The sequence below is a fragment of the Angustibacter sp. McL0619 genome, from assembly GCF_049994355.1.
Lineage (GTDB): Bacteria > Actinomycetota > Actinomycetes > Actinomycetales > Angustibacteraceae > Angustibacter.
Genome location: NZ_CP188257.1, coordinates 2,649,634 through 2,671,179 on the forward strand (window position 1 = coordinate 2,649,634; position 21,546 = coordinate 2,671,179).

Here is a 21,546-nt window from a genome sequence, read left to right on the forward strand (position 1 = left end):
GGTCACCTCGTTCCCGTGTGCACGGACGCCTGTGCGGTGCTCACCAGCCGGTTCGACACCGCCGTGGAGATCCACTTCTCCAGGCCGAGCGAGGCCAGCAGCAGCACACCGGTGACACCGGTGCCCCAGAACGGGTCGATGCCCTTGATGGTGAGCCCGTTGGAGATCGTGGCCAGGATCAGCGCACCGACCAGCACCCGAGGCAGGCTGCCGCGACCGCCGGCCAGCGAGACACCGGCAAGGGCGACCGCGGTCAGCGCGGTGAAGATGATCCCCGGGCTGGCCGCCGGGTTCGCCTCGGTCACCACGGCTGTCGTGACCAGCCCACCGAGCGCGGCACAGCTGGCGCTGACGACGAAGCCGAGCACCTTGTACCGGTCGCTGTGGATCCCGGAACGCCGGACGGCCTCGGGGTTGCCGCCGACGGCCATCAGCCGGATGCCGTCGCGGGTGCGGGTCAGGAACACGGTTCCCACCAGGAAGACCGCGCCGGCTATCCAGACCGGAGCGGGCACGCCGACGTACCGCTGGGTGCCCATGAACGACAGGTCGGTCAGACCGGGGATCGTGTAGCCACCGGCGATCAGCGAGGCGGCCGCGGTGGTGATCGACAGCATGGCGATGGTCACCACGATGGGGTTGAAACCGCGCAACGAGATCAGGCCGTTCAGCACGCCGACCACGACGCCGACGACCATCCCGGCCACCAGCCCCATCCAGACGGGGTGGCCGTGGGTGAGCAGCCAGCCGCAGACGCACGCCGCGACCGCGGCGGTGCCAGGGATCGACAGATCCAGAGCACCGCAGATGATCCCGACCGCCACCCCAGCCGCGAAGATCGCGGTCAGCGCGGCCGCGTTGGCGATCAGGATGGCGTTGTTCACGCTTCCGAAGTACGGGTTCGCCCAGATCGAGAACCCGATGAGCAGTGTCACCCACAGGACGAAGATGCCGCGGTCGCGGACGAAGATCAGGGCACGGATGCCAGCCGGGTCAGACGGCGGCTGGCTCGGCGAGGCGGGGGCGGTGGGCCCTGCCGGAGCAGGGGCCACCGCCTCGTTCGCCTCACCGGGGATCGTCATGCTCATCGCTCAGCTGTCGGCAGTGATGATCTTCTGCGGCACGACCAGGACCAGACCGTTCGCCTTGGGGTCGGCCTGCATCTTCACCAGGGTGTCGAACGACTGCTTCATGTCGTCCTGGAACTGCAGGGCCACGGAGGCGAAGACCGAGCCGGACTTGACGTTGGCCAGGACCTCGTCGTTGCCGCCGAAGTCGGTCAGGCAGGGCAGCTTCTTACCGGCCGCCTTGTAGGCGCCCAGAGCGCCCAGCGCGGCCTCGTCCGTGGTGCCCATGATGGCGTTGATGCCTGGCTGTCCCTGCAGGGCGTTGCCGATGTCGGTCTGCCCCGAGGGCCTGTCCTTGACCACGATGGACTGCACGACCTTGGCGTTCGGTGCGGCCGCCTTCAGCCCGGACAGCGCGGCCGCCTCGAACTCGGCCTTGCCCGCCTGACCCGGCGTCGACTGGGCGAACAGCACCTCGGCGTTGCCCCCCAGCTTCTGCGTGATGCACTTGCCGAGCTGGTCACCGAGCGCGGTGCCACCGGCCGTGTAGTCGATGTAGTCGAAGGTGATTCCCGGCTGGGGCCCGGAGAACCCCCACTCCTCCGGCTTGCCGTTGACCAGGATCGGGATGCCCTTGGACTGGGCCGACTTGATCGTCTCGCCCATCGACTTGGGCGCGACCGCGATGACCCAGGCGGCGCCGACGCGGCCAGAGTCCAGCACGGCGTTGAGGTCCTGCACCTGCTTGTTCGGGTCGAAGTTGGGGTCTTGCACGATGACCTGCCAGCCCTGGGAGCCGGCGTACCCCTTGACGCCCTCGGACAGCCCCTTGAGGGCCGGCGGTGCCAGGGACAGGGGCGAGAAGACCAGGGTCTTCGGCAGCTTGGACGCCCCCGCGCCCGAGCCGGACGTTGCCGCGGACGAGGTGCCGTCGGAGGACGAACCGCACGCGGCGAGCAGCAGCGTCGTCGCGCCCATGGCGAGTACGGCCAGGGTGCGCGAGTGGCGCCGGCGGGGTGAGCTCACGGGATCTCCTCGGATCACTGGGACCGGCACTTTCACATCGTGAAAGTGACTTTCTAACAGACTCATACGTTAGGACGGCGGGAAGTGGATGTCTACGGTTTACGGCTACGTTTCGAACTCGTGACCCGACCGGATCCGGACGTACTGCACCTGTCGGTCACTCGCCCGGGCGGACCAGGTACGGCGTGTCCTGGTACGGCGCAGCGCGCTCCTCGATCAGGTCATGCAAAGCCCCGTGACGCTGTGCCGTCTGCACGATCTCCCGGTAGTGCTCGCGCTTCTCGTGCATCGAGATCACCGAGGTCGACAGGTCGGTCCACTCGATCGCGCACGCGTCGGTCAGCCGCCCGCGCGCACCGCAGGTCGCGCACTCGACGTCCCGGCCGGAGAGCACCACGACGTCGAGCCGGCACATCGGGCAGAGCCCCGGGGCACCGAGGTAGTCGGCGTCCTCCCAGGTGCGTCCGAGCTGGCTGGCCACGTTGTGCCCCAATGCTGCGGCACGAGCGACCGCCTGCTCGTCCAGGACGACGGACCGCGGCGTCCCGGCTCCGCCGACGAGCATCTGGTCGACCACCTTGATGTGCATCGAGAAGGCCAGCGTGTGCATCACCGGCAGGGCCAGCGCCTTCCACTGCGGCGTCAGCGCCCCACCGCAGGCGATGAGACCCGCTACTCGCGGCTTGAGCACCCGCTCGTCCACCCGGAACGGCACGGCCGGCTCCTCGCCTGCGCGACGGATTTCCAGCAGCGCCTCGATGATCGCCGCGTCTGCGTTGGGGCCGAGCAGCCGGTCCGCGAGCAGCTTCAGCCGCCCAGGGACCGACCGGCTGATGATCGGCGCGCTGACCAGCCAGGCGTCGCAGCCGACCAGGCGTTCCCAGAACCACCAGGCGTCGTCCGGCTCCTGCGGGTCAGGACCCGAGGGCAGCCGAAGGTCGTCCAGGCGAACCAGCTCGATCACGGCACCGTCCGACTCGGCGGAACGCAACGCCTCGAGCAGCAGGATCTCTGCGCTCCCGCCCGCTGAGCCGCAGGACAGGCCGAGCGTCAGACCAGCCATCCAGGTGTCCTCTCGTTCCGTGGTGGGCGAGTCAGGCCGTGGGGTTCGACCGGTCGGGCCACGAGCTCTCCAGGCCGTGCACGAGGGCGACCATCGCCCGGTGCAACGGGGTGTCGACGCCGACCCTGGCCCCTTCCTCCGCGATGCCACCGTTCAGCACGTCGATCTCGGTGGGCCGCTGCGCGAGCACGTCCTGCAGCATGGAGGGCTTGTGCCAGAACGCCTCTTCGATGGCCTCCTGCACCGAGTCCGCCGGGTCGCGGAGCAGCTGGACCCCGGCCGCGGCGCACACCCGCAGGGCCTCCGCGACCAGCGCGTCCACCTGCGCGCGCAGACCGGGATCGGTGCAGACCTGGCCGACGGTGAGCCCGGTCAGTGCGGACAGCGCACTGGTCGCCGCGTTGAACACCACCTTGGTCCACTGCGGGCCACGGGCGTCCGGCAGCGCGTGGGTGCGCAGCCCACCGGCGGTCAGCAGCTCGGCGAGCCGGGCGATCTCGTCCTCGCGAGCCGGGCTCGGCTCGAACGGACCGAACCAGGAGTCCCCCGGCGCGTCGTAGCGCACCGTTCCCGGTGCGGTGACCGCGCCGGCGGTGACGATGCTGCCGCGCATGACCCGGGCCAGCACCTGCGCGACGACCTCTTCGTTACCGATCCCGTTCTGCACGCTGACGACTGCTGCGTCGGTCAGCGCGGCTCGTGCTGCCCGGACCGCCGTACGGGTGTGCAGCGACTTGGTCGCGACGATTCCGAACTCGCACGGCGGCAGCCGTTCCGCGTCCGTGACTGCTCGCACCGCGGCGACGAAGTCGGCGTTTCCGCTGACCCGCAGCCCGTCACGCTCGATGGCCTCGACGTGCTCGGCCCACGGGTCGACGGCCCAGACCTCGACGCCGGGGACGCGGGCCAGGTGCGCGGCGTACAGGCTGCCGATGGCTCCGCAGCCGAGGACTGCGACCCGCACGGGCTGCTCGGCGCTCACCCGCTGGCCGCCTCACCGGCGATCCGGGCGCACGCCGTGGGATCGGCGCCGGCCACGCCGAGGCCGCCGACGACTCGGTCGGACACGACCAGGGGGACGCCACCGGGGGCGGCCAGGAAGGCAGCGGGTGAGAGCGAGCCCAGAGTCCCGGACGATGCGCCGAACAACGTTGTCAGCTCCGCGCTGGGCACACCGAACCGGGCCGCGGCGGAGGCGGTGGCCAGTGCGACGTCGACGCCGGCGGCGACGGCGTCGTCCATCCGGTCCTGCTGGATGGGGTCTCCCCCGCGGTCCACGACGGCGACCGAGACCCGCAGGTCCTGCGCCTGCGCGAGGGCGATCGCCCTGTCGCACAGGTCGATCGCCCAGTCGAGCTCGTGCTGCGCACTGGCTCGCGGCGCCGGCTTCATGCCGAGGCTGTCCTGCGAGGAGACGACCAGGTCGCCGAACCGCTGCTCCCAGCGTGCGCGGTCGTCGCCGTGCTGCCCGACGTAGCCGGTGCCGAGGGCGTAGGCGATGAGCAGGTCCTCCGGATTGGCCGGCTCGCCGTCGGCGCTGACCACCTCCGGGGCGACCCCGGCCGGCAGGAAGGGGCTGACCGTGGCGCCGGAAGCCGCAAGACCGCCGACCACGACGCCGTCCAGCAGGACCGGCATCCCGCCGGCTCCCGGGAACAGCGCCTGCGGTGAGGCAGCCACGAAACCCTGCGAGATCGGCGCGGGCAGCGTCGTCATCCGCTTGAGGTGCTCGGCGCTCGGAATCTGCTGGGTGGCAGAGATCCACGCCTTGGACCGCGCCCTGGTCATCCCACCCGGGCCGCCGTGGTCCAGCCGTGACGCGGTCACCAGAGCGCCGCTGGAGCCGACGACGGCCAGGCCGCCACGCAGCCCCAGCTGCTCGGCCTTGTCGACGGCCCGGGCAACCAGCTCACGTGCTTGTGCCAGTGGCAGGTCCCGAGGGTGCACGCTCATGCTCAGGCGCCGACCATGTTGTAGCCACCGTCGGCGACCATGTAGGTGCCGGTGATGTGGCTGGCGTCGTCGGTGGCCAGGAACAGCGCGGCGCCGGCCACCTCGGCCGGTCCGGGGATGCGTCCCATCGGGGTCAGCGAACGTAGTTGGTCGCCCCGGCCCGACCGCCAGTCCTCACGGCCCAGCGTCGCCTCGGTCTCGATGAAGCCTGGGGCGAACACGTTGACCCGCACCGTCGGCGCGAACGCGTGCGCGTAGGACTTGGTGGCCCCGAGGATCCCGTACTTCGCTGCCGCGTACTGCGGAGCACGCGCGCTGCCGCGGACGATGACGGTCGACCCGATGTTGACGATGGCACCGTGCCCCTGCTCGAGCATCCGCTGGCCGAACTCGTGGATGCAGGCCATGGTGCCCTTGATATCGACCGCCAGGACGTGGTCGATGGACTCTTCGGTGATGTCCCGCCAGGACATCTGCTCGCGGGCGACGTCACCGACGTTGTTGACCAGGACGTCGACCTGGCCGAGCGCCTCGAACGCGGTCTCGGCCATGGCTGCCACCTGGGACCACTGGACGATGTCGGCCTGCAGCAGCACCGCCTCGGCACCCAGCTCGCGCACCCTGTCGGCGGTCGCCTCGGCGCCAGCCGCCGAGCTGCGGTAGTGCACCCCGACGGCCCGGGCGCCCTCCTGCGCGGCGCGCACGGCGATCTCGGCACCGAAGCCGGTGCCGGCTCCGGTGACCACGACAGAACGACCCTCGAAACGACGCTGGACGGGGACTGGAGGCAGAGGCACGGCGATGTCCTTCGGGCGCAGGGATAAGAGGTGTCAGACGAGTGTGCGGCCGCCGTCGATGTACAGGCACTGACCGGTGATGAATGCGGCGCGTTCGGACAACAGGAAGCTGACGGCGTCGGCCACCTCGGCGGGCCGGCCGAGCCGGCGGGCCGGCACCAGGGACTCCAGCTCAGCGCGGTGCCCCTCGCTGTCGAGGTAGTCCCGGGTGAGGTCGGTCTCCACGTAGCCGGGACCGACCGCGTTGACCGTCACGCCGTAGGGCGCCCACTCGCGCGCCATCACCCGCATCAGCTGGTTGATGCCGCCCTTGGTGGCCGCGTACGGCGCGTGGTGCGGGTGCGCCAACAGCGCCGAGACGGACGACACGAAGACCATCCGCCCCGTCCCGGCCGCAACCATCCGACGTCCGACCTCCTGGCCGAGCCACCACGCCGTGGACAGGTTCAGGGTGAGGATCGACTGCCAGTCCTCGTCGCCGAGCTCCAGCACCGGACGGCGGTCGTTGCGACCGACCGCGTGCAGGAAGAGCTCTGGTGTCCCGATCAGGTCGGTGGCGTCCTGGACGACGGCGCGGCTGCCCTCGGCCGACGCGACGTCGGCGAGCAAGGTGGTGACTTTGCCGTCGACCGCCCGCACGGCCTGGGCGACGGCGTCCAGGTTTGCCTCGTCGCGGTCCACGACGACGACCCGGGCGCCCTCCGCGGCCAGGCCGACGGCGCTCGCCCCGCCGAGCCCCCCGGCACCGACGACGAGCGCCGCTCGGCCCGCGAGCCCAAGCCAGTCAGTCATGCGCCACCTCGTCCGGTACTGTTCTCACATCATGAAAGTCGCTTTCCACTACCCTAGGCAGTCCACGCGAGCCTGTCCAGGCTCGGCCCCCCTCCCCCCTAGGCTGACGTCGTCCGGGGCCGGACACCGCCGCCGCAACGAGCACGAAGGACGATCGGATGCCGCCGAAGAACAAGGTTCCCTCCTCAGCTCTGCGTGCCGGCGCGCTGGCGACCGGTCCGGCGACGGACAAGCCGGAGTACCGCGTCGAGGCGCTCGCCAAAGGTCTGCGAATCCTCAGCCTGTTCGACGAGCAGCGGCCCTCCTGGCGGGTCACCGACCTGGCGTCGGCCGCCGGACTGCCCATGCCGACGGTGTACCGCGTCGTGCAGACCCTCGCCGCCGAGGGCTATCTGGACCACCTCCCGAACGGCGACTACCGGCCCGGGGTCCGCACCCTGACTCTCGGCACCGCCGCGCTGCGCAGCCTCGACCTGGTCGGTCTCGCGACACCGCGGCTGCAGCAGCTCGGCGAGAGCACCGGCGAGACGGTGAACCTCGCGGTGCTGAACGGCGACCGCGTGCTGTACCTGATCCGGATGCGCAACTCCGACCTGGTGACTGCGAACATCCAGGTCGGCTCGACGCTGCCGGCCGTCACCACGTCCATCGGCAAGCTCCTGCTGGCACACCTGGACGAAGCAGACCTTCGCTCGCGGGTCACCGAGGAGTCGTTCGCCTCGCAGCACGGCCCGAACGCGAAGGTCTCGCTGGACGAGCTGAGCGACGAGTTCGAGCAGATCCGCCAGCAGGGCTGGGCGATGCAGGACGAGGAGCTGGCGTACGGGCTGCGCTCGGTGGCCGGGCCCGTCACCGGACCGGACGGCCGGGTCGTGGCCGGGGTCAACCTGGCGGTGCAGGCGCGCGACTGGTCGACGCAGCGCATCGTGCGTGAGCTGCGGCCGGTGCTGCTGGACACCTGCAGCGCGATCTCGGCCCTGCTCGCCGGCGGCCCCGCATGACGACCTCGGCGCGGATCACGAAGCTGACGCCGGACTCGCTGGACGACGACCAGCGCGCGGTCTACGACGCGGTGGCGGGTGGGCGACGCGCCCAGGGGCCGCAGCTGTTCCGGCTGGTCGATGACGAGGGCGGGCTCGAGGGTCCGTTCAACGCGTTCCTGCTTCAGCCGCGGCTGGGCCTTGCCCTGCAGGCGGTCGGCTCGGCCGTACGCTACGAGACGTCGCTGTCCGACCGGGCCCGCGAAATCGCCATCCTGGTGGTCTCGGTGCACCGGGACTGCGCCTTCGAGTGGTACGCGCACGAAGCCGTGGGTCGGCACGTGGGGCTGACCGACGGCGACCTGGAGGCCTTGCGGGAGCACCGTTACGACGCGTTTGGCGCAGTGCAGGAGACCGTGGTCGCGCGCTCGACGCATCTGCTTCTGGAGGCCGGCGACCTGGACGACGAGGCCTATGGCGAAGCCGTCGAGGTCCTAGGAGTCCAACAGGTCTTCGAACTGCTCACCTTGGTGGGCTACTACGACACGTTGGCACTGCAGCTGCGAGTGTTCCGGGTGCCGCCACCTTCGGTCTGACCCATGCCGGAGTCGACCGTGCGCTTGACACGTCGTTGACGCCCTCGGATCATGTTCTGAAACTAACTTTCGCAGAGTGAGAGATTGGACCCGCTATGAAGCTCGTGACGTTCGACGAAGGCCGCGTGGGCTACCTCGACGGTGAGGACGTCGTGGAGCTGGCCGTCGCATCGACCCGCGAGTACTTCGAGCGCGGTAGCGACGTGTCCGAGACCGGTGAGCGCCTCGCCCTGGACTCGGTGCGACTGCGCGCACCCATCGTGCCCAAGAAGTTCTTCCACACCGCGGGCAACTTCTCCGACCACCACGAGGAGCTACAGGCGGTCAACTGGTCGCACCCCGTGCACAAGGGCATCGTGTTCTTCCAGAACGTCGACGCGATCATCGGCCCGGACGACGCCGTCGTCTACCCCGAGGGCCTGACCAAGGAGCTCGACTACGAGCTCGAGCTGGCGATCATCATCGGCAAGAGCGGCAAGTTCTTCGGGCCTGAGGAGGCCGAGGACTACATCGCCGGCTACATGGTCTTCAACGACATCACCGCCCGCGACATCCAGCGCCGCGAGATGCAGTCCGGGGTGTTCTCGTTCTCCAAGGGCATCGACACCTTCTGCCCGATCGGTCCGTGGATCGTCACCAAGGACGAGGTACCCGAACCACAGAACCTTCGGATGGAGCTGCGGGTCAACGGCGACGTCCGGCAGCGGGGCAACACCTCGCAGATGCTCATCTCGCTGCCCCACCTGGTGGCCTACCACTCGGCCCAGGGCTACAGCGCTGGGGACGTGCTGACGACCGGCACGATCTCCGGTGTGGCTGCGGTGCAGCCGAACCCGTTCGACTTCTATCTGCGCCCTGGTGACCGGATCGAGGCGGAGATCGAGGGAATCGGCCTGCTGCGCAACCAGGTCGTGCCGTGGAGCGCCGCACACGACACCGAGCCGTACACCACCGACCTCTACTCCTCCACCGCCGGCTGACGGCGCAGAGACCGAGGACTGATGAGGTTCGGCACACTCGACGGCCGTTTCGTACTAGTCCGTGAGGACCAGGCGCTCGACGTCGCCACCGCCTCCGAGGGCATCCTGCCCGCGGACACCCTGGCCGCCCTGAAGCGCTGGGACGACGTGCTCCGCTGGTCTGAGTCGGCCGACTGGTCCGGAGCCGTTCCCCTTGCCGCAGAACAGCTCGGCGCACCGGTGCCGGCACCGCGTCAGGTGTTCGCCATCGCGCTGAACTACCGACCGCACGCCGCCGAGGCAGGCTTCGTCGCTCCCGAGCAGCCACTGGTCTTCACCAAGTTCCCCAGCTGCATCACCGGACCGATGGCGACCGTCGAGCTGCCCGACGGGAACGTCGACTGGGAGATCGAGGTGGTCGCGGTGATCGGGCGCGGCGGCTACCGCATCCCGCGCAGCTCGGCCTGGGAGGCGGTGGCGGGCGTCACCGTGGGTCAGGACCTGTCCGAGCGGGTGCTTCAGCTGGCCGGTACTCCCCCGCAGTTCTCGCTGGGCAAGTCGCACCCCGGTTTCGGGCCGACCGGGCCCGTCGTGGTGACGGTCGACGAGCTGACCGACCGCGACGACATCGGCTTCGAGTCACGGCTCGGCGACGAGATCATCCAGCACGGTCGCACCAGCGACCTGATCTTCCCGGTGGACGACCTGGTGGCCCGACTGTCCGCCGTGTGCCCGCTGCTCCCGGGCGACCTCATCTTCACCGGAACGCCTGCAGGAGTGGGCAACCGGCGTACGCCGCAGCGCTTCCTGCAGCCCGGCGAGACGCTCGTCAGCCGCGTCGAGGGCGTCGGGGAGATCCGCCAGAAGTTCACCGCCCGTTCCTGACCGAGCCTGCTGGTGGCTCCGGTGCTGGCAGTGCCTTAGCCGAGCGCGACCACCACGCGGGCGATGCGGCGCTCACGCGTCGCCGCAGCCTTGGCCTCCAGCACGCTGCGTACGTGCTCCTTGCGGTGGGTGTACGCCAGGGCATCGAAGGCGGCGCGCAACCCTGCGTCGTCCAGGGCCCGCGCGAGGTCGTCCGGCACGTCCACCGTCCTCGGCTGGTCGTCCAGCTCGACGGTGACCTCGTGCTCCTCGCCGCCGGCCACGCCGGCGCTGTCGCGGTGCGTCGCCGCCAGCGGGATGAGGAACCGACCGCCCATCGGGGCGACGGTCGAGCGGTACGTGTAGCCGTTGAGGGTGACCACGACCGGTGGCGTTCTGCCGCGTCCCAGCCCCACCACGACATCCTCGGGGACGTCGATCCCGACGTTGTTCCCATTGAGCACCAGCACGGTCCGATAGGTCGCCACCCACCCACCGTGCCAGGTCGCGAAGGCCAGGACAAAGGCCGCAGAAGGAGTTCGGGGCAACTCGGGCATCCCTTGACGCGCCTCGCCCGATACCGATAGACCGCCACCACCGCAGGGCGATCTTCGCGCCTGCCGGGGGAGGAGTTGGACCATGACCCGAGTCCAGACGCGGCGCCCCGCCGGAGCCACGCTTCGATCCGTGCGCCACGCAGCCATCGCAGTTCTCGTCACCGGGCTCGCGGTCCTCGGGGTAGCCCCGACCGCCGGGGCGGCACCCAACGGAACCGATCGCTTCACCAAGGCCCCGTCGCACGCTACGAAGCTCAAGACTCCGATCGGTCTGAGCGACGCACAGATCACGGTCGTCGTGCAGCTCGCAGCGCCACCCGTGGCGCTCGCGCAGGCCGCCGCGTCGTCCCAGCTGTCCCGGTCCCAGCAGTCCGACCGGCGCGCGCAGCTCAAGGCCGACCAGCGCCCGGTCGTCGACCGGGCCCGCGCCCTCGGCGGGACAGTGCTCGGGCAGTATCAGAGCGCCTACAACGGCGTGAAGGTCCAGATCTCCCGCAGCAAGGTCGGCGCGCTGAGCGCGCTGCCTGGCGTGGTGGGCGTCCACGAGGTCCAGCTGATGAAGCCGGACAATGTGCACGGCGTCCCGCTGATCGGTGCACCGGCCGTCTGGGACGGCGTTGCCGGCAAGCACGGTGAGGGCATCAAGGTCGCCATCATCGACACCGGCATCGACTACACCCACGCCGACTTCGGCGGCCCCGGCACCGTCGCGGCCTACACCGCGGCGCACGCAGCGGAGACCAGCGCGGCCGACCCCGCCCTGTTCGGCCCCGGCGCACCCAAGGTCAAGGGCGGCATCGACCTGGCTGGTGATGCCTACACCGGTAATAACACGCCGCAACCTGACCCGAACCCGTTGGACTGCAACGGTCATGGCTCGCACGTGGCCGGGACGGCAGCCGGCTTCGGCGTGCTGGGTGACGGCTCGACCTACACCGGTTCCTACGATGCGAACACGGTGAGTGGCAACTCCTGGATCGTCGGTCCCGGTGTTGCACCGAAGGCGGACCTGTACGCCGTGCGTGTCTTCGGCTGCACGGGCTCCACCGGCCTGACCATCGACGCCATCGACTGGGCGGTGGCCAATGGCATGGACGTCATCAACATGTCCCTGGGCTCGCCGTTCGGAGGCTCCGACGACCCGAGCGCAGTCGCCGCGGACAACGCGACCAAGGCCGGCGTCATCGTCGTCACCTCCGCCGGCAACAGCGGACCGAACCCGTACATCGTCGGCTCGCCGAGCACCGGCACCGGCGTGATCAGCGTCGCGGCGGACGACCCGACGCAGTCCATCCCCGGGGCGTCCCTGGCGCTGAGCACCGGCGGCTCGCCGCTGACCTCTATCGTCGCCAACGGCGCGGCGATCGCGCCGGGCACGACCCTGCCGATCGTCGTCCTGCGGAACCCGGACAGCAGTGTCTCGCTGGGCTGCAACCCGCAGGAGTACCTGAACGCGAACGTCACCGGCAAGCTCGTCGTCGTCGCCCGCGGCACCTGCGCCCGGGTGGCTCGAGCGGTCTTCGGCCAACAGGCCGGAGCGGCAGCGGTGCTGATGATCAACAACGCCGCCAGCCTGCCGCCGTACGACGGTCCGATCACTGGGAACCCGGACACGGGTGAGAAGTACATCGTCACAATCCCGTTCCTCGGAGTCAGCTCGACCGACGGGCCAGCCGTGGTGGCGGCCGACGGCGGAACGGTGACGCTCACGCTGAGCGACATCGCCAACCCCGGGTTCGAGTCCATCGCGAGCTTCAGCTCCGGTGGCCCGCGCTCTGGTGACAGCTGGCTCAAGCCCGACGTGACCGCGCCGGGTGTGGGCATCTTCTCGGTCGGGGTGGGCACCGGGAACGGTTTCGCGGTGCTGTCCGGCACCTCGATGGCCTCACCGCACACCGCGGGCATGGCTGCCCTGGTGAAGCAGGCCCATCCGGCCTGGGGCCAGGTCCCGTACTGGAAGGCAGCCATCGTGAACACCGCGGATGCCGGCAAGGTCGTCGGCTACAGCACCCGGCTCGCCGGGTCCGGTCTGATCCAGGCACCTGCGGCGACCAAGACCCAGGTCGTGGCCACCGGCAACCCCGGCACGGCCACGCTGAACTTCGGCTACGCCGAGCTGTCCAGCGACCTGAGCCGCACCCGGTACGTGACCCTGCGAAACTTCTCCGCGTCGAAGGTCACCTTCACTGTCGGATCTGCACACGACGCCGGCAGCCCGCACACGCTGACACCGGCCCGCACGACCGTGACCGTCGGCGCGAACAGGACGGCCCAGGTCGGGATCAAGCTCAACGTGCCGGCGACCACCGCCGGCACCTCCAGCGCCTTCAACGACGTCGCCGGGCTCGTCACCTTCACCCCCACCGGTGGCGGTAACAGCGGCATCGCCCTCAACGTGCCTTACTACCTGGTGCCGCAGGCCGCCTCCAAGATCGCGACGCAGCTCAATGTCAAGCAGCTGGGGAACACCGGATCTACGACGGCGACGATCAGCAACATCGGCGCACCCGTCGCCGGTGTGGCTGACTGGTACGCCTGGGGCCTGTCCGACACCCAGGACCCCGGGCTCGGTTCGAACGACCTCAGGGCGGTCGGGGTGCAGTCGTTCCCGGCCGACGGTGTCCTGGCGTTCGCGGTGAACACGTTCACCAGGTGGTCCAACGCCAGCGAGGACGAGTTCGACGTCTTCGTCGACGTGAACAACGACGGCGTCGACGACTTCGACGTCATCGCTGCTGACTTTGGCACGCTCACCACCGGGACCGCCAACGGTCAGACGGCAGTGGCGGTCTTCAACCTGAACAACGGATTCGGGTCGATCAACTTCCTGGCCGACGCGCCGTTTAACAGCACGTCGATGGTCTTGCCGGTGCTGAACAGCCAGCTGTGCGGCACCGCGGCCTGCCTGGACGAGAACGTCCCGATCAAGTATCACGCCATCGGCTACTCGGTGACGGACGGTTCCGCTGACGCGGTTCCGGGCTTCGGGACCTTCAACCCGGCGCATCCGGCGGTGAACACCGGGATGTTCGACAGCGTGGCACCCAACGCGACGGCGTCCGAGATAGTCACCCTCGACAAGGCAGCGTTCGCCACCGCCCCGTTCCTCGGCCTCATGGTCGTCAGTCACGACAACCGGGGAGGGTCGGAGGCCAGGCTGTTCCATGTCACCGTGCACTGACCGGCTAACAGCTTCACAGCGTGGCAACGGCGGTCGCCCCGGCGACCGCCGTTGCCACGGTGGCCGCCGGATCACGGACGCGGACGTCGAGCTGCGCAGGCACCGGTAGCGGTAGCTGTATCTGGGCCGGCTCGCCTCGACTCTGGTTGACGGGTGTGTCTACGGCGGAGGTGATCGACATGGTCAGTGGCTACGGAGTGCTGCGCGGAACTCCGGACCGATGGGTGCGCGAGGAGGGCGACGCGACACCGCACCTGCAGGTGCGCGTACTCGAACCATCCGGCCAACCCTGGCGGATCGCGATCAACGTGCAGTCCGACAGCGGCTCCGAGGTCGTCTACTGGCTCGTCGACCCGGTCCCGGCGCATCCGGTGCTTCCCGGCCTGCTCGCACTGCCAACAGGTTTCAGTGCCGCCGCGCCCACCGCCGGCGCGGCGCTGGACATGGTGCGGGCTCCTCTCTTCGCCTGGGCGAACGGCAGGGCCCTGCCGGCCAGCGGCAGCGCCGCAGCCGACGACCTGCAGGACCTCCTGTCCTTGCACCTCCAGCTGTGCAAGGACGCCGGCGGCGAGGTCTTCGCGTTCGGCGAGCGGTTCAACAGCAACCTGCACAAGCCGATCGACGCGGAGTTCGGCAACACCGACGGTCTGCACGGCATCCACGACATCCACCTCAACCAGGGGAACAAGGGTGCCCACGCGGGCGACAACGGCGTTTACCAGGACGGCGGCCTGCTGCTGCGATACGACGGGCGCGACGTCGCGCTGATGCTGGGCTTCCAGACCCAGTGGGTACCGACGGACGACCATGGGAACGCGACCCCCCAGTCGAGTTCCATCGCACAGCTCATCGCCACCCCCACCCCGACCCCGATCCCGACGCCCACCCCGACGCCCACCCCGACGCCCACCCCGACGCCCACCCCGACCCCGACCGCCACCGCCTATCTCGAGCGCGCGCTGCTGAACCCGACCGGGGACGACACCGCTGCGGAGGTGGTGGTCCTCGGCAACCTCGCCACCACCGCGATCTCCTTGGAGGGCTGGAAGCTGACCGACAAGAACGGTCGGGTCACCCGGATCGGCGACCTCGCGCTAGCCGCCGGCGGCTCCGCATCGCTCGCCCTGGACGGCACCGGCGTCCAGCTCAGCAACAAGGGCGGCAGCCTGGTCCTGCACGATGCCCAAGGACAACAGGCCGACTCCGTCACGTTCAGCGCGGCCGACGCGAACGCCGAGAACCGCTACGTGCGGTTCACCCGCTCCTCAGCCGGCTGACAACCGCTGGGCGACCACGGTTGCGACGCGCACGCCGCCGTCGACCCGCAGCCAGTGCGCCCGGTCACGCCCTGCGCTTGTCTCGAACGAGCACGATCTGGTTCTGGCGCTTGACCTCGAACCGCTCGGTCGCGGCGACGAGGTCACTCAGCTTCCGGTAGCCGTAGTTACGCGGATCGAACGATGCCTGGTTCCCGATCTGGTTGCCGATCTCGCCCAGGTTTGCCCAACCGTCGTCACCGCCCGCCGCGTCCACAGCGTTGCGCAGCATCTGCACAAGGCGAGTGTCGCCGCGCAGCTTCTTCGGGTCGGTCCGCTCAACCACCTGGTCATCGGCCTTTGCTGACGGCTGCCCGAGCCCCTCCACGTAGGTGAACTGCGAGCAGGCGTTCACGAACGGCTCCGGGGTCTTGCGCTCCCCGAACCCGTAGACCTTCAGTCCGTCGGTCAAGATGCGCATCACCAGGGGGGTGAGTCCGCATCGCTGGAGACGATGGCGAACGCGTCCAGGTTCCGCGCGTAGAGCAGGTCCATCGCGTCGATCACCATCGCCATGTCCGACGCGTTCTTTCCGCTGCTGTAAGCGAACTGCTGGATCGGACGGATCGCGTAGGCGTGCAGCGTCGCCTCCCACGGCTTGAGGTGGGGACTCTTCCAGTTGCCGTACGCGCGCCGGACGTTGGCCGCGCCGTGCCGCGCGACCTCACCGAGGATGACGTCGATCTTCGACGCCGGAGCGTTGTCCGCATCGATCAGCAGCGCGATGCGCTTCTCACTGTCGTCCACGTGGGTCCTCACCTCGAGTCCGCCAGAGCGTACGACATCGGGCTGCGTTCACCGGGGCACCTCGGCCGGACGATCGACCGCGCCTTAGAGCCAGCCGCGCCGGCAGGCCTGGTACCCCAGCTGCAGGCGGGTATCGACCCGGGCGCGGTCCATGAGCAGCCGTACCCGGCGCTGGACCGTGCGCAGCGACAGGTCGAGCTGGCCGCCGATGGCCTGGTCGGTGAAGCCGGCCAGCAGGAGCGAGAGCACCTGGGCGTCGAGCTCGTTCGGACGGTCGGCGGTGTCCTCGCCGACAGTGTCGCCGGCCAGCACCAGCTGCGAGGCGCTCTCCCAGACGAAGTCGAACATGGACTGCAGCGCGTCCAGCAACCCGCTCGGGTGGATCAGCAGCGCGCCGCCCGCCAGGTCGTCGTCGGCGGTCGCCAGCAGCGGCACCAGCGCGATCGCCCGATCCGCGATGACCAACCGGATCGGCACGCTCTGGGTGACCCGGACCAGCACCCCGTGGCGCAGCGAGTCAGCGGCGCCTTCGTAGGCACCCGGGCGGTCGAGCATCGCCCGCTCCACGGCGACGCGGTACTGGACGCCGCGGGCGACCGCGACGTCCTCGTCAGCGTTGTCCTCCGGCGCCACCACCGCGAAGTCGGCCTTGACCAGAACCTGCACCTCGCTCTTCGCCGTCCGCTGAAGCTGCGCGAACCGCTGTGCGACCGCCTGCGGCCCGCGCACCACGTCGATCACCTCGTTAAGCGTCCGATCGCTGGCCGTTCCGCGGTACACCGCGGCCAGCGCGTCGAGCTCGAGCTGGGCGTGCCTGAGCTCCTCCTGCCGCTCCACGAAGAGGGCGCCCAGCGCGATCGCCGGAGGTGAGGCGACGAAGCGGTCCGGACCACTGGTCGACCTGGCCACCAGACCCTTGGCCTCCAAGGCGGACAGGATCGAGGCCGCCCGGCTCACGTCGTACCCGAGCGGCCCGGCGAGGTCGTCCGCGGTTCCCGAGGGCAGCTCGATCAGCCAGCGGTAGGCGCGTTCCTCCGCCTCGTCGAGTCCCAGCACGTCGAGCATCGTGTCCTCCCGGGGGTGGATCCCGCACCGCGCCGATGGTGGCGGATCTACGCCATGGCGTATTTCCGTCATTGTTATGGCTCAAGGTACCTGGCACTTTTGTGGCAATCGACTCCCACGCCGACAGGACCGCCACAGATGCTGCGTTCACCGAAGGCTCACCTCACCGCGACCGCCGGCGTCGCCGCCGCCGGGCTGATCACCGGACTCCTGCTCAGCACCCCCACCGCGGCCGGTGCAGCCAGGCTCCCCAGCGACCCACCCTCGCCGACCGTGCGAAAGGCGTCCGCGCAGAGCCATCGGATCACGCTGATCACCGGCGACGTCGTCACCGTGAACGACGCCGGGAACGGCAAGAGCACGGTCACGGTCGACCCCGCGGCGGGGTCCAGCGGCCTGATCCGCACCCAGACCGTCGGCAAGAACCTGTTCGTCCTGCCCGAGGTGGCGCTGCCCTACCTGGCCGCGAACCGCCTCGACCGGGACCTGTTCAACGTCACCGAGCTGATCGCAGATGGGTACGACGACGCGCACTCCTCGGTGCTGCCGCTGATCGTCGAGTACAAGGACGCAGCCACCGCACGCAAGCCGGTTCCCGCTGCGCTGCCCGGGGTCACCCGAGGGCGGCTGCTGCAGAGCATCGACGGTGCGCCCGTGACCACCAGGAAGGCGAGCGCGCGCTCGTTCTGGAAGTCGATCACCCCGGCCAAGGTGGCTCCTGCCCGCCCGACGTTCGACGCCGGCATCACCACGATCCATCTAGACGGACGGGTGCACGTCGATCTGGCCGAGAGCGTCGCCCAGATCGGTGCACCGCAGGCCTGGGCAGCTGGGCTCGACGGCACCGGCACCACCGTCGCGATCCTCGACACGGGCATCGACGCAGAGCACCCGGACCTGGTCGGCCAGGTCGCCGAGTCGACCAGCTTCGTGCCTGGCGAGGACGTGACCGACCGCAACGGCCACGGCACCCACACCGCCTCGACCATCGTCGGAACCGGCTCCGCGTCGGACGGCGTCGAGAAGGGCGTCGCACCGGGGGCCCGTCTGGCCGTCGGCAAGGTGCTCGGGGACGACGGATTCGGCCAGGAGTCGTGGATCATCGCCGGGATGGAGTGGGCCGCGAACCACGCAAAGGTCGTCAGCATGAGCCTCGGCTCGTCCGAGCCGAGCGACGGCACCAGCCCGATGGACCAGGCGGTCAACGAGCTCACCGCGCAGACCGGCGCGCTGTTCGTGATCGCCGCCGGCAACGCCGGCGCCCCCGGTGCCATCGGCGCTCCCGGCGCAGCGGACGACGCGCTGACGGTCGGAGCAGTGGACTCCGCCGACCAGCTGGCCTACTTCAGCAGCATGGGACCGCGATCCGGCGACTCCGCGGTCAAGCCCGACCTCTCGGCGCCCGGCGTCGACATCTCGGCGGCGCGCTCGCAGTACGTCGACGGCACCGGCTGGTACCAGACCATGAGCGGGACGTCGATGGCCACGCCGCACGTCGCCGGCGCCGCCGCGATCCTGTCCCAGGCCCACCCTGACTGGACCGCGCAAGAGCTCAAGGACACCCTGATGAGCACCTCGAAGGGCCTGGACGGCTACTCGCCGTACCAGGTCGGGACCGGCCGGCTGGACGTGCCGGCCGCGTTGCGCGACCTGCACGCGACCGGCTCGGTGTCCTTCGGCTTCCTGCGCTGGCCCAACGCCGGTGCCTCCCCCATCCAGCGCACGATCACCTACACGAACATGGGCGACTCGGCGCTAGCCCTGGACGTCGCGGCCGACCTGCGGGACCAGTCCGGCGCGGCGGCACCCGACGGCCTGCTGACGCTGTCCGCGACGCAGGTCACCGTCGCGGCACACAGCACGCAGACGGTCAGCGTCACCGCCGACCCGGCGCTGGCAGCGGCCGGCTCGGTCAACGCCGGGTACGTCGTGGCGAGCGTAGGCGGCGCAGCGGTGGCGCGCACCAGCCTCGGGCTGGAGAAGGAGGCCGAGCGGTACGACCTCACGCTGCGGGCCACCGGCCGTGACGGCCAGCCGGCGCAGACCTGGGTGACAGTCCACGAGAAGTCGGGCGCGTACCTGAACCCGATCTTCGTCGATGGCCAGACCACGGTCCGCGTGCCGCCGGGCTCCTACAGCGCGATGGCCTGGATGGACGTCTCGGACGGCCCCGACTCAGCGGGCATCGCACTGCTGGGCAACCCGGCGCTGACGCTGGACCAGAACCGGAGCGTCGACCTCGACGCCCGCAAGGCGACGGTGGTCAGCGCGAAGGTCCCACAGCGAACCGAGGCCACGTTCCGGATGATGGAGTACTACACCTCCGGCGCCGAACCGTACGGCGAGGCCCTGATGGTGCCTGCCCTCGTGGACACGATGTATGCCGCACCCACGGCGAGGGTGAGCGACGGTGACTTCGAGTTCGCGACCAGGTGGCGCCTTCGGCAGCCCTCGATGGACGTCACGATCGACGGCAAGCCGCTCGACGCGACCCAGCAGATCGGCAGCGCCTGGCTGCACGGCCGCTCCACCCTTGGCGCGACGTACCTCGGCCGGGGCACCGAGGCCGACTACGCCGGCCGGTCGGTGAAGGGCAAGGCCGTGGTCATCACCCGGTCCGCCGACGTCCCGATGTACGACGCCGCGAGGGTCGCGCTGGCCCACCGGGCCGCGTTCCTGCTGGTGGTCAACGACCAGCCGGGGGAGCTGCTCGACTACCTGGGCGGCCCGAACGGCGAGGTCGTCGACCTTCCCGTCGCAGCGATCAGCGGTACCGAGGGTGCCGCCGTGATCGCCCGGGCCAGCCGTCCGGGTCTGAAGCTCCAGCTCAGCGGATCGCTGAACTCGCCCTGGGTGTACGACCTCGTGGACGCCCACCAGAAAGCCATTCCGGCCCACCTGACCTACGCGCCGAAACAGTCCGAGCTCGCAAAGGTCGATCAGCGGTTCCACGGTGACCGGGCCCGGTCCGGCTCCGAGTTCCGCTGGAGCTTCCGACCGCAGACGCAGTACGGCCTCGGGTTCCCGATGTACGCCGACTTCCCCTCGGTGCGTACGGACTGGGTCTCCACCCAGCCCGGTACCGAGTGGGTGCAGAACGTGGGGGTGCTGGACTGGAGCTGGGACCTGCGTGCCGACCGGACGACGTACCACCGAGGGCGGCACTACGTCGAGAGCTGGATGGACCCCGTCGTCCTGCCCCGCCTCGGCCCAGGCTTCTGGGCACCCGAGCGCCAGGGCGACTACCTGGTGCTCAACCTGCCGGCGTTCGCCGACGCCGGGCCGGACCACACCGGTTCGATGGATACTCAGCTGACCGGCCAGACCGTCCGGTTGTACGACGGCTCTACGCTGGTGTCGGAGGCCGTCGGCTGGCAGTCGCTGTTCGCCGAGGTGACACCGGACCGTCACAGGTTCCGGGTGACCAGCGACGCACAGCGACCCGCGGACCTGTGGGGCACGTCCACGAGGGTGCACTCCGAGTACCAGATCTGGACCGCGCACGCCAACACCAACGAGGTGCCGCCGCCGCTGCCGTTCGTGCAGATGACCTTCGCGGTCGACACCGACCTCGCCGGTGACGCCAGGGCCGGAGCGCGGGACACCATCGGGCTGACCGGCTCGCAGGTCGCCGGCGCCGTGGGTGCGGGCAGGATCGCGGGCGGCAGGCTGGCCGTGTCCTATGACGAGGGCAAGACCTGGAGGTCGGTCCCGCTCAACGGCCGCCCTGCGCACTGGACGGCGAACCTCACCTACCCGAAGAACGCCTCCCGCTACGTCTCGCTGCGTGCGACCGTCTGGGACAGCAAGGGCAACACGGCCACGCAGGAAGTGATCCGCGCCTACGGCCTGCGGTAGTCGGCGCACGGCGGGCGGGTCAGTACGTGGCCCGTCCGCCGCTGATGTCGTAGACCGCGCCGGTCGAGAAGCTGCACCGGTCCGAGGCCAGCCAGGCGACCAGCTCGGCCACCTCGTGGGCGCGTCCCATCCGGCGCATCGGGATCAGGCTGGTCAGGTACTCGAGCACCTCGGGAGTGTTTGTGGCGTTCATCGGGGTCGCGATCACGGCCGGTGCCACGGCGTTGACCAGGACACCGGTGGTCGCGAGCTCCTTGCCCAACGACTTGGTCAGGCCGATCACCGCGGCCTTGGACGCCGAGTAGGCGGACAGCCGGGGGTTGCCGTCCTTGCCCGCGATGCTGGCCAGGTTCACGATCCGACCCCAACCGCGCTCCACCATGTCGGGCACGACCGCGCGGCACAGGTTGAACGTGCCCACCACGTTGACCCTGAACGTCTGTTCCCACTCCTCGTCCGCGATCTCCCACAACGGCTTGTTCGGGCCGACGACGCCGGCACTGTTGACCAGCACGTCGACCCGGCCGAGGTCGGCGACTGCTCGCTGCACAGCGGCGGAGTCGCGCACGTCCAGGACCAGGTCGGCGCCAGGCGCCAGGTCGGCGGTCACCACGGTGAGCCCGTCGGCCCGCAGTCGCTCGGCACTGGCCTCGCCCAGCCCGCTCGCCCCACCGGTCACCAAGGCCACGTTGCTCATCGGCGCCTCCTCCAGTCGTTGGTGCGGT

The 21,546-nt window shown here is 70.0% G+C and carries 17 protein-coding genes and 1 pseudogene; 7 read left to right on the top strand and 11 right to left on the bottom strand.

Translation table 11 applies throughout. The features are described from left to right. Positions 1–2: 2 nt before the first annotated feature. The 7 genes from ACPPVT_RS12315 to ACPPVT_RS12345 all read right to left on the bottom strand — a co-directional run bounded on the left by ACPPVT_RS12315 (position 3) and on the right by ACPPVT_RS12345 (position 6,698). The gene (locus ACPPVT_RS12315; RefSeq protein ID WP_426560621.1) at positions 3–1,088 is read right to left on the bottom strand and encodes an ABC transporter permease; all 1,086 of its coding nucleotides are present in this window, start codon (positions 1,086–1,088) and stop codon (positions 3–5) included. Positions 1,089–1,091: 3 nt separating this feature from the next. Beyond that, positions 1,092–2,093: a sugar ABC transporter substrate-binding protein gene (locus ACPPVT_RS12320; protein WP_426560623.1), complete on the bottom strand. Its 1,002-nt coding sequence runs from the start codon at positions 2,091–2,093 to the stop codon at positions 1,092–1,094. A 157-nt stretch (positions 2,094–2,250) separates the two neighbouring features. Then, positions 2,251–3,156 (bottom strand): flavodoxin family protein, encoded by a 906-nt coding sequence (locus tag ACPPVT_RS12325; protein WP_426560625.1) that lies wholly within the window; start codon positions 3,154–3,156, stop codon positions 2,251–2,253. A gap of 31 nt (positions 3,157–3,187) precedes the next feature. Continuing rightward, positions 3,188–4,138 carry a ketopantoate reductase family protein gene (locus ACPPVT_RS12330; protein ID WP_426560627.1) on the bottom strand — a complete coding sequence of 317 codons (951 nt, stop codon included), beginning with the start codon at positions 4,136–4,138 and terminating at the stop codon, positions 3,188–3,190. Then, entirely contained in the window at positions 4,135–5,109 is a 975-nt protein-coding gene (locus ACPPVT_RS12335; protein WP_426560629.1) for a GlcG/HbpS family heme-binding protein, read from the bottom strand. Before ACPPVT_RS12335 ends, ACPPVT_RS12330 begins: the two co-directional genes overlap by 4 nt. 2 nt (positions 5,110–5,111) lie before the next feature. Further along, positions 5,112–5,906 carry an SDR family NAD(P)-dependent oxidoreductase gene (locus tag ACPPVT_RS12340; RefSeq protein WP_426560631.1) on the bottom strand — a complete coding sequence of 265 codons (795 nt, stop codon included), beginning with the start codon at positions 5,904–5,906 and terminating at the stop codon, positions 5,112–5,114. Between the two features lie 33 nt (positions 5,907–5,939). Then, positions 5,940–6,698, bottom strand: a complete 759-nt coding sequence (locus ACPPVT_RS12345) for an SDR family NAD(P)-dependent oxidoreductase (protein WP_426560633.1) — start codon at positions 6,696–6,698, stop codon at positions 5,940–5,942. Positions 6,699–6,856: 158 nt separating this feature from the next. Here ACPPVT_RS12345 and ACPPVT_RS12350 point away from each other — a divergent pair, with 158 nt between their 5' ends. The 4 genes from ACPPVT_RS12350 (at position 6,857) to ACPPVT_RS12365 (ending at position 10,118) form a co-directional block, all read left to right on the top strand. Then, positions 6,857–7,699, top strand: coding sequence for an IclR family transcriptional regulator (locus ACPPVT_RS12350; RefSeq protein WP_426560635.1), 843 nt, complete (start codon positions 6,857–6,859; stop codon positions 7,697–7,699). Continuing rightward, positions 7,696–8,274 (top strand): carboxymuconolactone decarboxylase family protein, encoded by a 579-nt coding sequence (locus tag ACPPVT_RS12355; protein WP_426560637.1) that lies wholly within the window; start codon positions 7,696–7,698, stop codon positions 8,272–8,274. Before ACPPVT_RS12350 ends, ACPPVT_RS12355 begins: the two co-directional genes overlap by 4 nt. A gap of 95 nt (positions 8,275–8,369) precedes the next feature. Beyond that, positions 8,370–9,254, top strand: a complete 885-nt coding sequence (locus tag ACPPVT_RS12360; RefSeq protein WP_426560639.1) for a fumarylacetoacetate hydrolase family protein — start codon at positions 8,370–8,372, stop codon at positions 9,252–9,254. Between the two features lie 21 nt (positions 9,255–9,275). Further along, on the top strand, positions 9,276–10,118 hold the full coding sequence (locus tag ACPPVT_RS12365) for a fumarylacetoacetate hydrolase family protein (RefSeq protein ID WP_426560641.1): 843 nt from the start codon (positions 9,276–9,278) through the stop codon (positions 10,116–10,118). Positions 10,119–10,153: 35 nt separating this feature from the next. On the opposite strand, the gene ACPPVT_RS12370 is transcribed toward ACPPVT_RS12365, so the two are convergent. Continuing rightward, positions 10,154–10,585 carry a YdeI/OmpD-associated family protein gene (locus ACPPVT_RS12370; protein ID WP_426560643.1) on the bottom strand — a complete coding sequence of 144 codons (432 nt, stop codon included), beginning with the start codon at positions 10,583–10,585 and terminating at the stop codon, positions 10,154–10,156. Positions 10,586–10,784: 199 nt separating this feature from the next. On the opposite strand from ACPPVT_RS12370, the gene ACPPVT_RS12375 reads away from it, so the two are divergent. After that, positions 10,785–13,835 carry a S8 family serine peptidase gene (locus ACPPVT_RS12375; protein WP_426560645.1) on the top strand — a complete coding sequence of 1,017 codons (3,051 nt, stop codon included), beginning with the start codon at positions 10,785–10,787 and terminating at the stop codon, positions 13,833–13,835. 179 nt (positions 13,836–14,014) lie between these two features. Continuing rightward, positions 14,015–15,112 carry a DUF2278 family protein gene (locus ACPPVT_RS12380; protein WP_426560647.1) on the top strand — a complete coding sequence of 366 codons (1,098 nt, stop codon included), beginning with the start codon at positions 14,015–14,017 and terminating at the stop codon, positions 15,110–15,112. Between the two features lie 79 nt (positions 15,113–15,191). Here ACPPVT_RS12380 and ACPPVT_RS12385 read toward each other — a convergent pair. Together ACPPVT_RS12385 and ACPPVT_RS12390 are read right to left on the bottom strand one after the other, a co-directional pair. Continuing rightward, positions 15,192–15,898 (bottom strand): annotated as a pseudogene (locus tag ACPPVT_RS12385) (NYN domain-containing protein); the annotation flags it as partial. Positions 15,899–15,982: 84 nt separating this feature from the next. Next, positions 15,983–16,963, bottom strand: coding sequence for a helix-turn-helix domain-containing protein (locus ACPPVT_RS12390; protein ID WP_426560649.1), 981 nt, complete (start codon positions 16,961–16,963; stop codon positions 15,983–15,985). Between the two features lie 138 nt (positions 16,964–17,101). On the opposite strand from ACPPVT_RS12390, the gene ACPPVT_RS12395 reads away from it, so the two are divergent. Continuing rightward, positions 17,102–20,821 carry a S8 family serine peptidase gene (locus ACPPVT_RS12395; protein WP_426560651.1) on the top strand — a complete coding sequence of 1,240 codons (3,720 nt, stop codon included), beginning with the start codon at positions 17,102–17,104 and terminating at the stop codon, positions 20,819–20,821. A gap of 19 nt (positions 20,822–20,840) precedes the next feature. On the opposite strand, the gene ACPPVT_RS12400 is transcribed toward ACPPVT_RS12395, so the two are convergent. After that, on the bottom strand, positions 20,841–21,518 hold the full coding sequence (locus ACPPVT_RS12400; protein ID WP_426560653.1) for an SDR family NAD(P)-dependent oxidoreductase: 678 nt from the start codon (positions 21,516–21,518) through the stop codon (positions 20,841–20,843). Positions 21,519–21,546: the final 28 nt, after the last annotated feature.